Source organism: Humibacter ginsengisoli (genome assembly GCF_054780095.1).
In genome coordinates this window covers 498,707-510,876 of the sequence record NZ_BAAGWZ010000006.1, presented here as the reverse complement: position 1 = coordinate 510,876, position 12,170 = coordinate 498,707, and the positions used below count along the sequence as shown (strand labels likewise).

At 66.4% G+C, this 12,170-nt stretch carries 15 protein-coding genes and 1 other RNA gene; 9 read left to right on the top strand and 7 right to left on the bottom strand.

Going from position 1 to position 12,170, the window contains the following annotated elements; all coding sequences use genetic code 11:
• The first annotated feature begins 30 nt into the window (after positions 1 to 30).
• From ACYVI5_RS10665 to ACYVI5_RS10650, 4 genes are all read left to right on the top strand, one after another.
• The gene (locus ACYVI5_RS10665) at positions 31 to 234 is read left to right on the top strand and encodes a hypothetical protein (RefSeq protein WP_460535854.1); all 204 of its coding nucleotides are present in this window, start codon (positions 31 to 33) and stop codon (positions 232 to 234) included.
• A gap of 1 nt (position 235) precedes the next feature.
• Positions 236 to 622: a TadE/TadG family type IV pilus assembly protein gene (locus ACYVI5_RS10660; RefSeq protein ID WP_460580148.1), complete on the top strand. Its 387-nt coding sequence runs from the start codon at positions 236 to 238 to the stop codon at positions 620 to 622.
• Between the two features lie 85 nt (positions 623 to 707).
• Positions 708 to 1,106 (top strand): hypothetical protein, encoded by a 399-nt coding sequence (locus ACYVI5_RS10655; RefSeq protein ID WP_460580147.1) that lies wholly within the window; start codon positions 708 to 710, stop codon positions 1,104 to 1,106.
• Complete coding sequence (locus ACYVI5_RS10650) at positions 1,103 to 1,594, top strand: pilus assembly protein TadG-related protein (RefSeq protein ID WP_460580146.1); 492 nt, start codon at positions 1,103 to 1,105, stop codon at positions 1,592 to 1,594. Before ACYVI5_RS10655 ends, ACYVI5_RS10650 begins: the two co-directional genes overlap by 4 nt.
• Before the next feature lie 116 nt (positions 1,595 to 1,710).
• On the opposite strand, the gene ACYVI5_RS10645 is transcribed toward ACYVI5_RS10650, so the two are convergent.
• Complete coding sequence (locus tag ACYVI5_RS10645) at positions 1,711 to 3,027, bottom strand: right-handed parallel beta-helix repeat-containing protein (RefSeq protein WP_460580145.1); 1,317 nt, start codon at positions 3,025 to 3,027, stop codon at positions 1,711 to 1,713.
• Positions 3,028 to 3,103: 76 nt separating this feature from the next.
• Positions 3,104 to 4,396, bottom strand: a complete 1,293-nt coding sequence (locus ACYVI5_RS10640; RefSeq protein WP_460580144.1) for an MFS transporter — start codon at positions 4,394 to 4,396, stop codon at positions 3,104 to 3,106.
• Between the two features lie 380 nt (positions 4,397 to 4,776).
• Here ACYVI5_RS10640 and prfB point away from each other — a divergent pair, with 380 nt between their 5' ends.
• From prfB to smpB, 4 genes are all read left to right on the top strand, one after another.
• Complete coding sequence (gene prfB / locus ACYVI5_RS10635) at positions 4,777 to 5,886, top strand: PCRF domain-containing protein (protein ID WP_460535868.1); 1,110 nt, start codon at positions 4,777 to 4,779, stop codon at positions 5,884 to 5,886.
• A 62-nt stretch (positions 5,887 to 5,948) separates the two neighbouring features.
• Positions 5,949 to 7,343, top strand: a complete 1,395-nt coding sequence (gene ftsE / locus ACYVI5_RS10630) for a cell division ATP-binding protein FtsE (protein ID WP_460580143.1) — start codon at positions 5,949 to 5,951, stop codon at positions 7,341 to 7,343.
• Positions 7,340 to 8,254, top strand: coding sequence for a permease-like cell division protein FtsX (gene ftsX, locus ACYVI5_RS10625; protein WP_460535872.1), 915 nt, complete (start codon positions 7,340 to 7,342; stop codon positions 8,252 to 8,254). Before ftsE ends, ftsX begins: the two co-directional genes overlap by 4 nt.
• A 113-nt stretch (positions 8,255 to 8,367) precedes the next feature.
• Entirely contained in the window at positions 8,368 to 8,844 is a 477-nt protein-coding gene (smpB, locus tag ACYVI5_RS10620) for an SsrA-binding protein (RefSeq protein ID WP_460535874.1), read from the top strand.
• A 67-nt stretch (positions 8,845 to 8,911) separates the two neighbouring features.
• On the opposite strand, the gene ACYVI5_RS10615 is transcribed toward smpB, so the two are convergent.
• Together ACYVI5_RS10615 and clpS are read right to left on the bottom strand one after the other, a co-directional pair.
• Positions 8,912 to 9,451, bottom strand: coding sequence for a DUF2017 family protein (locus ACYVI5_RS10615; protein WP_460535876.1), 540 nt, complete (start codon positions 9,449 to 9,451; stop codon positions 8,912 to 8,914).
• The gene (gene clpS / locus ACYVI5_RS10610; protein WP_460535879.1) at positions 9,448 to 9,780 is read right to left on the bottom strand and encodes an ATP-dependent Clp protease adapter ClpS; all 333 of its coding nucleotides are present in this window, start codon (positions 9,778 to 9,780) and stop codon (positions 9,448 to 9,450) included. Before clpS ends, ACYVI5_RS10615 begins: the two co-directional genes overlap by 4 nt.
• Before the next feature lie 105 nt (positions 9,781 to 9,885).
• Here clpS and ssrA point away from each other — a divergent pair.
• Positions 9,886 to 10,278: a transfer-messenger RNA gene (gene ssrA / locus ACYVI5_RS10605) on the top strand.
• 207 nt (positions 10,279 to 10,485) lie between these two features.
• Here ssrA and ACYVI5_RS10600 read toward each other — a convergent pair.
• The 3 genes from ACYVI5_RS10600 to ACYVI5_RS10590 form a co-directional block, all read right to left on the bottom strand.
• A complete protein-coding gene (locus ACYVI5_RS10600) occupies positions 10,486 to 10,947 on the bottom strand; it encodes a GNAT family N-acetyltransferase (RefSeq protein WP_460580142.1) in 462 nt (153 codons plus the stop codon).
• A gap of 88 nt (positions 10,948 to 11,035) precedes the next feature.
• Positions 11,036 to 11,704, bottom strand: a complete 669-nt coding sequence (locus ACYVI5_RS10595) for a class I SAM-dependent methyltransferase (RefSeq protein ID WP_460580141.1) — start codon at positions 11,702 to 11,704, stop codon at positions 11,036 to 11,038.
• Positions 11,701 to 12,168, bottom strand: a complete 468-nt coding sequence (locus tag ACYVI5_RS10590; RefSeq protein WP_460580140.1) for an SRPBCC family protein — start codon at positions 12,166 to 12,168, stop codon at positions 11,701 to 11,703. The genes ACYVI5_RS10595 and ACYVI5_RS10590 overlap by 4 nt, the downstream gene beginning before the upstream one ends.
• Positions 12,169 to 12,170 lie beyond the last annotated feature (2 nt).

Here is a 12,170-nt window from a genome sequence, read left to right as displayed (position 1 = left end):
CAGAGACGTGAAGAAGGAGGGACGGGGTCGATGAGCAGAAGGCGCTGGAGGGATGCTCTGTGGCGGAGCGGAGAACGCACGGTGTCCCTGGTGGAGGACGAACGCGGCGATGTGCCGGGTTGGGTGCTCATCACCCTGATGACAGCAGGTCTGGTCATCATCATCTGGGGTCTGGCCGGACCGGCGCTGAGCGGGGTGTTCCAGCAGGCGATCGAACGCGTCACGTCGTTCTGATATGCGGAGGTGGCGTCAGGAACGAGGTTCCGCCCCAGCCGAGTTCGTGATGGTCGGCGCATTGCTGACCGTTCTGACGGTCGCGGTGCTGCAGCTCGGCCTCGCCCTGCTCGTGCGCAACACGCTCATCGACGCGGCTGCCGAGGGCGCACACATCGCCGCGCTGGCCGATAACACCCTCGGCGACGGCAAGCAGCGCACTCGCGAGCTCATCGGTTCGGCACTCGGAGACGGTTACGCGAAGGGCGTATCCGCGACGTACGGAACGTATCGGGGCACGCGATCGGTGATCGTGACGGTTCGCGCACCGCTGCCACTGGCAGGTCTGTTCGGGCCGAGTCGAGCGCTGGAGGTGAGCGGTCATGCGCCCGCGGAATCGCTCGGCTGAGAATCCGTCAGCCGAGGGTCGGGCGGCCGGGGCCCGCCTCGCGCGCCTTGTGGCATGCGACCGTGGTACCGCAGCCCTAGAGTTCGTGACCGCTGGACTCATCCTCCTCGTACCCACCGTGTACCTCGTCGTCGCGCTGGCGAGCATCCAGGGCGCGGAACTCGCGGCTGCGGGTGCAGCGCGCCAGGCGACACGGGTGTTCGTGCAGGCTCCGAGCGAGACGGAGGCTTCGGCCGAGGCGTCCGCTGCTGTCGCGTTCGCGCTCGCCGACTTCGGGCTGCCTACCGACGCCGCTACGGTTCGTGTGCGGTGCGCGCCGCGACCGGATGCCTGCCTCACGCGACTCGGCACCGTCACGATCACCGTGCAGGTGCGTGCGCCACTTCCGCTGGTTCCGGATGTGCTCGATCTGCGACACGACGCGTCAGTGACGGTGCAGGCGACCAGCACCAACCGGGTGTCGCGACTGTGGGGTGCGAGATGAGTGAAGCACGACTCGCGATCCTGTTCCATGGGAGCCCGCGTTCGCCGGCGTTGGCCCGCAGGCTCACTGACGATACGGGGTCGATCCTGCCGCTCGTGATCTTCTATGCGTTCCTCTGCCTCGTCGTCGTCTTGCTGGTCTCCTCGATCACGTCGCTGTATCTGGAACGCGAGCGCCTGTATGCGGTGGCGGACGGCGCGGCGCTCGCCGGCGCCGAGTCCTACGACCTCGAGAGCGTCGCCGTGGTCGACGGGCAGCCCCGCCCGACGTTGGAGGCACCGGCGGTGCGGGCCGCGGTCGCTGAATTCCTCTCGACGGCGGTCACCGACGGTTTCGATGCGCTCGAGGTCGAACGGGCGGGAAGCGCCGACGGACGCAGCGCCGTTGTGGAGTTGTCGGCGGTGTGGCATCCGCCGGTGGTCTCGGTGCTCGTGCCAGCGGGCATCCGCATCGGTGTCACCTCCACAGCGCGCAGCGTCTTCTGGTGAGCGTTAGTGTTCGCGCTTCGCGCTCTGCTCTCACCCTGAAGTCGTCAGGGTTCGCGCTTCGCGCTCAACCGGCTCCATGGTCTCGGCCGCGCGAGCAAGCTCGCTTTGCTCCCGGCTCAGTGAACGTGGCGGTTCCTCCGTATCGCGTACAGCACACCGCCGGCGCACACGACCAGAAGCAGGGAGACGCCTGCCGTGACAAGAGCGGAGCCGACCGCCGACGGCAGATCTATGCCATCGGAGCGGCCACTGCCGTCGTTCGCCACCGGCGGGGCCGTAGCGCCGCCGCCCGGCATTGCGGGTGGCGCGGGGGAGGCCGGGGCATGGCAGTTGTTCTCGGTATAGGAGACCATGAGTTCGGGATCGACGACGGCGGCACCCCCTCCGTCGTAGCCGTGGTCTGGAGCACGCGGCCCGCAGCCGCCGAAGTAGTCTCCGATCGTGGCGTTCACGGTGCCGCCCGCGCCGGCTGCCATGACAATGGCCGCCTGCGTGACTCCGTCGAAGGTCGTTCCGATCACGATCACGCTGCCGGTCACCGATCCGGCGTCGATCTTCAGTCCCGTGCCGAAGTGGGCGAGACTTGAGTCCTCGACATCAACGACGGACGACGGGCCGGATGCCGCCGAGAGCTGGATAGTCGGACCCGATCCGCTTCCGTTGCCAGACGGATTCAGTCGCGCGATCTCGGCGCCATGGCTGCCTGTCACGAGCACCGCCGGCCCGGTCGCCCCTACTACGAGAGTGCCGTTGACGACCGCCTCGCTGACCGCATCCAGCGCCACCGCGGTGCCGACCTGGGAGAACGTGTTCGAGTCGAGGAGCGGCGTCGCCGTTCCCTGGATGACCACGCCGGTGTCGTCGTCCTCGAACGTGTTGCCCAGCATCGTCACACCGTCGGCATCCGTCGCGCTCACGCCGACCCCTCGGCGGTCGGGTGATCGACTGCCGAGCAACGAGTCGCCCTGCAGATAGGAGTCGCCGGCGCCGTCGAGCCGGATGCCGGTGGCGCACTGCAGCACGGGAGAGCCCACGATGCGCACGTGCTGCGCTGTCACCTCCACGCCGATCGGCGACCCCCTCGCCTCGGAACAACTGGTCGCGACGGAGTCGATCGTGACATTGCCGGCGGTGACGGCGATCGCCGCGCCGCCGTCCGGCGCCTTCACGGTCGCCTGATCGGCGGAAAGTGTGATGGCCTTGTCGATCAGCACGGTTCCTCGGTAGATCCCGGGTCGCAATGCGACGGTGTCGCCTGGACGGGCTTGCGCTATAGCGGCATTCACGTCGCCTCCGCTGTTCACGCTGATCGTGCGGGCTGATGCGGCGGATGCGATCGGGGCGAATGCCAGCACGAAATCGGCCGTCGTGCCGAACAACACGACGGCGAGGGCACCGGCCTTCAGTCGCGATGTGCGCAGCAGGAGGGCCACCTCCCGTCAGATCCACGCTTTCGCTTCCAGGATCCTCTTGTGCTCCGACCGCGACAAGCGTCGCTCCGGTCGAAGGTCACCCGTTTGTGGCAACGCGCCTTCGCGGGATGTATCTGGGGGCATAGCGCACGAGCATCCAGGCGCCGACCAGCCCCAGAACACCCATCGACACGGAGGCCGCCGCGAGGGAGAACAGCGCCGTCACGCCGGAGACCAACATGGGTGCTCCCGCCTGGCCGACGTCGTTCGTGAAACGCCACGCGCCGAGGAACGGGGCCGGGTCGGACCGCGGCGCGAGGTCCGCTCCGAGCGTCATGAGGATGCCGCTGCCTACGCCGTTCACGACGGCCATCGCGATCGCGACCACCGTGAACCACGTCTGGTCGGAGACGAAGGCGAGCGCGAGGTGCGTCACGCTCAGTCCCAGCATCGAGGGCAGCGCGGACCACAGGCGTCCGAAGCGGTCCATGATCTGCCCGGAGGTGTAGAACAATGCGAAGTCGACGGCGCCGGCGATGCCGATGATCAGCGCGGTATTGGTGGCGGACATCCCGATCGCGACGGCGGCCAGGGGCAGTATCACGGTGCGGGATGATCGCAGTGCCGAGATCAGGGCGGCGCACGTTCCCATGCGCAGCAGCACGGCGCGGTGGGTCCAGATGGTGCGGAAGAGGCCTTCCGTGCGCTGCTCCGCCTCCACGCGGCCGGCATCCCGGATATCGGGCGCCTGGGAAGCGGGCACGGCGACGCCACCGGTCGTCGCGCTCGAGACGGGACGCGAGGCGACGATCTTCTCGGTGGGGTCGGGAACGATGATCAGCACAGCCGTCGACGCGAGGCACATGACGATGTGCACCCAGAACACGGCGTGCGCATTGCCGAACAGCGCTATCACGCCTGCGCTGATGAACGGCCCGACGAACCAACCGCCGCGAAAGACACCACCGAGGGTCGACAGGGCGCGTGCTCGATACTGCAGGGGCACATAACCGGTCATGAAGGCATGCCGCGCGAGAGCGAACACGCTCGTCGCGAGACCGATGAGGAACACGCCGATCGTCAGCATGAGATCGCCCGGCGCGAGAAGACAGATCACGAGGCCGACGACGCAAAGCAGGGCGGAACCGATCATCGAACGCCGCTCGCCGAATCGGGAGACGACCCAGCCGCTCGGAATGTCGCCCACCATCTCGCCGACCATGATCATGCCGCCGATGAACCCGGCGAGAGCGAGTCCCGCGCCCAGGTTGTGGGCGAGCACGGGAATGATCGGTATGACGGCGCCCTCGCCGATCGAGAACAGCGCCGTCGGCAGGAACGCGGCGAGCGCGATATCGCGGATGCTGAAGTTCGCGTCGCTCGAGGTCATGTCGGCTTCCAGCCTAGGGCAGTTGGTATACCAAGCCCCGCTCGGTGTTCGCGGCTGCGCCGCTCGACTGACTCAATCGACTCGGCTGTGCGAGCAAGCTCGCCCAGCTCTCATCTCAATCGCCAGTATCGCGGCTGCGGCGCTCAGCGGCTCGGTCGGCTCGGCCGTGAGAGCGAGCTCTCACGGCTCTCGCCTCGGTCGCCGCTGTTCGCGGCTGCGCCGCTCGACTGACTCAATCGACTCGGCTGTGCGAGCAAGCTCGCCCAGCTCTCATCTCAATCGCCAGTATCGCGGCTGCGGCGCTCAGCGGCTCGGTCGGCTCGGCCGTGAGAGCGAGCTCTCACGGCTCTCGCCTCGGTCGCCGCTAGGCTTGTGCGGTCATGATCGAACTGGACCTGAGCGCGCAGATCGCCGAAGTGCGTGCGACCTTCGCAGAGATCCGCGCCGTCTCCGACGTGGACCAGCTGCGTGCCGACATCGAGCGGCTGAGCGAGGAGGCCGGCGCCCCCGATCTGTGGGACGACCCGGAGAAGGCGCAGCGGGTGACGAGCGCGCTGAGCCACCGTCAGGCCGAACTCACCCGACTGAACGGCATCGAGCAGCGTCTGGACGACCTCGAGGTGCTTGTCGAGCTCGCCAACTCCGAGGGTGACGACGAGTCGGCCGAGGAGGCCCGCAACGAACTGCAGGAGCTGCAGAAGACCGTCGGCGACCTCGAGGTGCAGACCCTCCTCGACGGCGAGTACGACGAGCGGCCGGCGGTGGTCACCATCCGCGCCGGCGCGGGCGGGGTGGATGCCGCCGACTTCGCCGAGATGCTCCTGCGCATGTACCTGAGGTGGGCCGAGCAGCACGGCTATTCGGCCCGGGTCATGGACACCAGCTACGCCGAGGAGGCCGGCATCAAGTCGGCCACGTTCGAGGTGGACGCTCCGTACGCGTTCGGCACGCTCTCGGTCGAAGCGGGCACGCATCGTCTCGTGCGCATGAGCCCGTTCAACTCGGCGGGCAAGCGGCAGACATCCTTCGCCGCCGTCGAGGTCATTCCACTGATGGAGGAAGCGCAGGAGGTCGACGTTCCGGAGGCGGACATCCGGGTGGATGTCTTCCGCTCGTCGGGGCCCGGCGGCCAGTCGGTGAACACGACGGACTCCGCCGTGCGCATCACGCACCTGCCCACGGGCATCGTGGTGTCGATGCAGAACGAGAAGTCGCAGATCCAGAACCGTGCCGCCGCCATGCGCGTGCTGCAGTCGCGACTGCTGCTGCTGCAGCGTGAAGCCGAGGCTGCGGCCAAGAAGGAGCTCGCAGGCAACATCACGGCGAGCTGGGGCGACCAGATGCGCTCCTACGTGCTGGCCCCTTACCAGATGGTGAAAGACCTCCGCACAGAGCACGAGGTGAACAACCCGCAGGCGGTCTTCGACGGCGACCTCGACGGGTTCATTGCAGCGGGCATCCGCTGGCGCAAGCAAAAGCCGACGGACTGACGACGACCGTAGGTGAGTCGCTCGGTCGCATCGGCGGGGCGAGTGCTTAGGCTGAGCGGGTCATGATCCGATTCGACCACGTCAGCAAGAGCTACAAGGGAACCCCCCGCCCGGCCCTCGACGACATCACGACCGAGATTCTCCGCGGGGAGTTCGTGTTCGTGGTCGGCGCGTCCGGATCGGGGAAGTCCACCTTCCTGCGCCTCATCCTCCGTGAGGAACGCGCCACCCGCGGCAAGTTGCACGTGCTGGGCCAGAACCTCAGCAGCATCTCCAACCGCAAGGTGCCCTACTTCCGGCGGAACGTCGGCGTGGTCTTCCAGGACTTCCGCCTGCTCACCAACAAGACCGTCTTCGACAATGTCGCCTTCACCCTTCAGGTGATCGGCAAGTCGAAGGGCTTCATCCACGAGGCCGTTCCCGACGTGCTCGCGATGGTCGGGCTCGAGGGCAAGGGGCAGCGCTTCCCGCACGAGCTCTCCGGTGGAGAGCAGCAGCGCGTGGCCATCGCCCGCGCCGTGGTGAACAAGCCGCAGATCCTGCTCGCCGACGAGCCCACCGGAAACCTCGACCCCGCCACCAGCGCGGGGATCACGGCGGTGCTGGAGCGCATCAACGCGTCGGGCACGACGGTGCTGATGGCCACGCACGAGGCCGGGCTGGTCGACCGCATGCAGAAACGCGTCATCGAGCTCGTGGGCGGCAAGCTCGTGCGCGATGAGCGGCACGGCGGATACGGCTTCACCGCAGCGATTCCGGTGCTGGACGAGCACGGGCGCGCCGAGGTGCCCCGCGCATTCGGCGGGGAGGATGATCCTGCGCAGCAACCCGTCGCAGCCGGCGCTGCGGCATCCGCAACCCTCGTCAGTGCTCGCACAGCGAAGTCTTCCCGTGCCGAGCGCAAGGCGGAGAAGAAAGCGGCGAAGGATGCCTCGCGCACGCGCCGCTCGGAGCGGGCCGCAGAGATGCCTCCCGCTGCCGCACCCACTGTCACGACGGCGCCCGTGGCGGCATCCGTTGCCGGTCAGGAGGTGCAGCCGCCGCCCGAGACGGCTCCCGCGGCGCCGGCTGAGGCGGTCGTTGCCGAACCGGCCGCCCCCGAGGCCGCTGCGCCGGCGGAAGCCGCTGCAGCGCCGCTCGTCGCAGGATCCACCTCCGAGAACTCGCAGCCGGTGACGCAGGCCCCGGAGCGCTCGGAGCCCGCTCACTCGTCGGCGCCGCAGCACGCGCCAGCTCGTGTCGAATCTGAACGCGTGCCGGTTGGGGTGCCGCGCGAGGCATCCGCGAGCCGGGAATCCGTGCTCGACGGCCACTTCGCCAATCCGCCGACGGCACCGGTGCGTCGTCCGGACTCCGATGTCGCCGAGCTCACGCTTGCCGAGCGACTCGGCCTTCGTGCGCCGGGCAAGCACGATCACGAAGACGACTCCAACCAGGATGTGGGACCGGTGTCATGAGATTCGCACTCGTCATGTCCGAGGCGGGGAGCGGCCTGAAGCGCAACCTGTCCATGGTGATCTCGGTCGTCCTGGTGACGTTCATCTCGCTCACGTTCGTGGGCACGGCCATCCTGATGCAGATGCAGATCGGCCAGATGAAGACGTACTGGTACGACCGCGCTCAGGTGGCCGTATACATGTGCACTGAGACCGACGTGAGCACGACCTGTCAGGGGCAGGATGCCACGCCCGCGCAGATCGCAGCGGTGAAGGCGAAGCTGTCGTCGTCGGCGCTGGCGCCGTTCATCGACAAGTTCTACTTCGAGAACCACAAGCAGGCGTATGCAGACTTCAAGAAGCAGTTCAAGGGCAATCCCGTCGCCGACTACGTCACCCCCGAGCTGCTGAACCAGACGTTCTGGATCAAACTGAAGAATCAGGCGCAGTCGGATGTGATAGCGCAGAGTCTCAGCGGGGTGGCCGGGGTGCAGTCCGTCACAGACCAGCGAAGTTATCTGGATCAGATCTTCCGCATCCTGAACGCCGCGAGCCTCACCGCGATAGCGATAGCGGTCGTGATGCTCGTCGCCGCGGCATTGCTGATCGCCACGACCATCCGGCTCTCCGCGTTCTCGCGAAGACGGGAGCTCGGCATCATGCGACTGGTGGGCGCATCGAACGGGTTCATTCAGACACCGTTCGTGCTGGAGGGTGTGTTCGCCGCCTTGATCGGATCGCTGCTGTCGGTCGGTGCCGTATTCGCGATCGTGCAGTTCTTCGTGCGTGGCTACCTGTCGCAGAAGATGCAACTCACCTCGTTCGTCGGGCTCGACAGCGCCTGGATCGTGGCGCCGATCCTCGTGATCGTCGGCATCGGGTTGGCGGCACTGGCGTCCAGCGTCGCGATCCGCCGCTACCTTCGGGTCTGAAAGCGACACGGCCCACCGCGGCGCGGTAGGCTGGTGGGCTGCTGCGCCGAAGCCGGGTGCGGCATCCGTGTGCGGAGTAGGTCCGTGCCTCGTGTCGAGCTGAGAGGTGTGCCATGCCCAGGGAACGTGGTCAGAAGGTGGTGGCGACCAACCGCCGCGCCCGCCACGACTACCTGATCGAAGACACGTATGAGGCGGGGCTGGTGCTCACCGGCACCGAGGTGAAGTCGTTGCGCGAAGGCCGCGCCTCGCTGGTCGACGGCTACGCGTTCATCGACGGGGGAGAGGCGTGGCTGGACGCCGTCTATATTCCCGAGTACCTCGACGGAACGTGGAACAACCATGCTCCACGCCGCAAGCGCAAGCTGCTGTTGCACAAGCAGCAGATCGTGAAGATCGCGAACAAGATCAAAGACGGCGGCTACACGCTGATTCCGTTGCAGCTGTACTTCTCCGACGGCCGCGCCAAGGTCGAGATCGGGGTCGCGAAGGGCAAGCGCGAGTACGACAAGCGCCAGGCATTACGCGAGCGGCAGGACAGGCGCGAGGCGGACCGCGCCATGGCCAACCGGAACCACCTCGGCGAGTAGCCGATCGCGCGTTACGGTCGCCCCGCGAGCCGACGACTGTTCGGATCACTCCGGCGATCGGATGCCGTCACCGATCGGGCATCCCGAACCCACCGGCGGAGAGTGCCTCCACGAGCAGTTCCTGTGTCTCGCCCAGCCACCAGTACACGACGCGGTCGGCCGCTGCGCCACCGCTCCCGTCGTCATCGTCGTTCTGAATGCCGAGACGATCGGCGACCATGAGTCGCAGATCGGTGAGATTGCGGAGCATCGCGAGGGTGAGTGCGGCATCGGTAGTGACCGTGCGCGATGTCCCGCGTCTCCAGAGCGAACCGGATGAGTCCTCCACGGCGGACATGAAGGCATCCATCACGCTCCGCGCGGCCTCGCTTTTCGCGGTGACGAGGTCGACATCCGTGAGTGCATGGAATTCGGCCGCAGCTTCGGGGTCGTCGTGGTACGCGTCCGGGAACATGCGATCACGCGTTGCTCCGCCGTCGGCCAGGGCCGTGAGACGGTCGGCAAGAACGCCGAGCAGATCGGCCTCGAGCCGTGAGAGCGCGATGAACTCGTTGTCGGAGACCGTGACCGCGAGCGATTCGCCGCCGAGACGTCGAATCCGGGTCACTTCTCCGCCCTGTCGACGGTTGCGGAGAGCCCGTAGCCGTGCATCGCGTGCACGTGAACCTCCATCGCCTCCCTGGTGCCGCTGGCGACGATCGCACGGCCCTCATGATGCACCTGCAGCATGAGCTGCGTCGCCTTCTCGCGGCTGAAGCCGAAGTAGCTGCGGAACACGTAGACCACGTACGACATGAGATTGACGGGGTCGTTCCACACGACGGCCCGCCATGGTGTGTCGAGCGTGTGGCGCGGCGTGAGGTCGAGCGCCTCATCGGTGCGTTCGATCGTGCTGGGCGCGGGGATCGAGGATGCCACCCCTCCAGATTCGCACATCCGGGCATGACATGCGCGCGGTCGGTGTTGTAGCCTGAGAGGCCGCACCAGTTGCGGATGCACCTCACCAGAAACTCAACAGCGCGCGACAGCGGCCCGCCTCATGGGGATGATCGGTTTCGACATCGTCTGCGAGATTACGAGAAGCGGGTCGAGGATGCAGGGTTATCTCGCTAACGCTCCCTGCAAAAAATAAGTGCCAATTCCAACAGCACTGTCTCCGCTAAGGCCCAGGTCGCTCTCGCGGCCTGATCGTACTTAGCGATCTAAGAGACCGTCAGTCCGGGAATGCTCTCTACCCGGATCCTGGCGTCAGCTAGAGAGATTGCTTCTACGTATCGTCATGGGGCGTAGAGGGACTCCAACCGTGACTGGGTTCGTCGGATCAGCTGCCAATGGCAAGTTCCGGGACCGAGTAAAGCGCCGTCATTGGATACGCCCGTAGAAGGCGTATGACCACAGCGATGGACGGGGGTTCAATTCCCCCCATCTCCACACGATTGAGCGAAGTACGAGAGCAAGCTTGCTTGCTCTCGTACTGAGCGATTGAGTGTTGAGGCGCGTAGCGCCGAACACCATTTGGGTCGTTGTCGCGAACTGTTGAAATCCGCGGAATCACGCGGAAGTCGGGGCCTCGTCTGGAAACGGACGAGGCCCCGACTGCGTCTCGTGCCCAGACTTCGCCTCGGAAAGAGCCATTCGTGCTTAAAGCGCGAGTTGAAAGTACGCGCTGCTCGGGTCGTCCGTGTAGTCAGCGAAGGGGCCCCGGCGGCGGAATCCGTGCTTCGAATAGAGCGCACGAGCAGGGGCGAAGTACTCCTGGGTCCCCGTCTCGAGATTGAGTTCACGGATGCCCCGGGTACGGCACTCTGCGAGGATCGCCGCCAGTATCGCGCTGGCCACGCCGCGGCCACGAGCCGCAGCACTCGTGCGCATCGACTTCACCTCACCGATCGTTGCGCTGTGCTGCTTCAGGGCGCCGACGCCGAGCAATTGTCGTGTCTCGGCTTCACGGGCGGACCAGAACGTAATACTCGGATGCGCAAGCGCGTCAGGATCCAGCGCATGCACGCTCTCTGCCGGCGACGTCGCGAACATGTCACGCAGATGCTCCTCAAGCAGCGCGAGCACGTCGGTCGCCTTCGGGTCGTCTACCGCGATGATCACGCCTTTGAGATTAGTGATGACAGTTGCGCGAGCTGCATCTCGACAAGGGTCGCTGTCGCGAGCTGTTGAGATCTCTTCTTCCGTCGTGCTACGAACCTGTTCCGACGGCGAGGAAGGCAGTGCCGAAGCACAGTTCGGTCCAGGATGCGTCGTCGAGACATTCCTGCATGGCAGTGTGGATGGTCTCCCACGGACGGCGCATGATCCATTCGTCGAGGGAACCAGAGGTCGGAACAATGGCGGTGCCGAGTCGGGTCAGCCAAAGCGGGGTCCTGTCGGGGATCTTGAGATCCAGCACCACCCAACGACCGCCCGTGGAGAGCGCAGCGGCGCCGTTTGCGATGACTTGTGCGCACCCCTCCACCTGCGTGAGAGCGTAAGTGGAGAGGATTGCTCCGATCCCCGCCGGGAAGCCGAATTCGACCGCATCGACCTGCACGAGGCTGACGTTGCTCCATCCGTTCGCTTCGACCCGTTTCGCGGCCCGCGCGAGCATGGCATCGGTCAGGTCGATGCCGACGATGCGGCCCTTCACGCCCACAGCCCTTTCGATCAACGGGAAGTTGAGACCCGTGCCACACGCGACCTCGACGACGGTGTCGCCCGGGTGCAGGTCGAGCGCTCGTACGGCGCGCGCCCGCTGAGCGCTCTGCGGGTAGCCGGGTACCGGGTAGAACCGGGAGGTGAGGTCGTAATGCTCGGCCTTCTTGCGGTAGGTCTCGATCAGACGCTCCCGCCGGTTGATCGGGTGTCTCACGGGCGGCCACCGTCTGCGTGCGCGTCGTGCTCGACTGCGGCCTTGATCGCAGCCATCTCCACGTTGCTCACGCGTTGAACCTGACTCTGCAAGGCGCGACGGGGAATCGCGCGCATGATGTTGGCGATGTCGATCTCGACCCACATCATCGAGTTCGTCCGCTCGTCGCCCTCCGCCGAGAGTTCCATTCCCCAGCGTGCCGCGGAGCTCCCCATCGTTCCGGCGAACGCCATGAAGTGGGGAGGATCGAGCACGGTCACCTGCTCACTGCGATGGTGGACCCAGCCGTAGTCCTTCGCCTTCTGCTCTATCCAGGTGCCTGGCCGCAGCGGGCCGTGGTCGCGCATCCGGCATTCGAGCACGGTCGGCGCCCATTCCCGCCAACGCTCGACGTCGCACAGGTAGCTCCACACCTCGTCGATTCGCCTCGCGATGATGATGCGGCTCTCAGTTCTGACCGTCATGC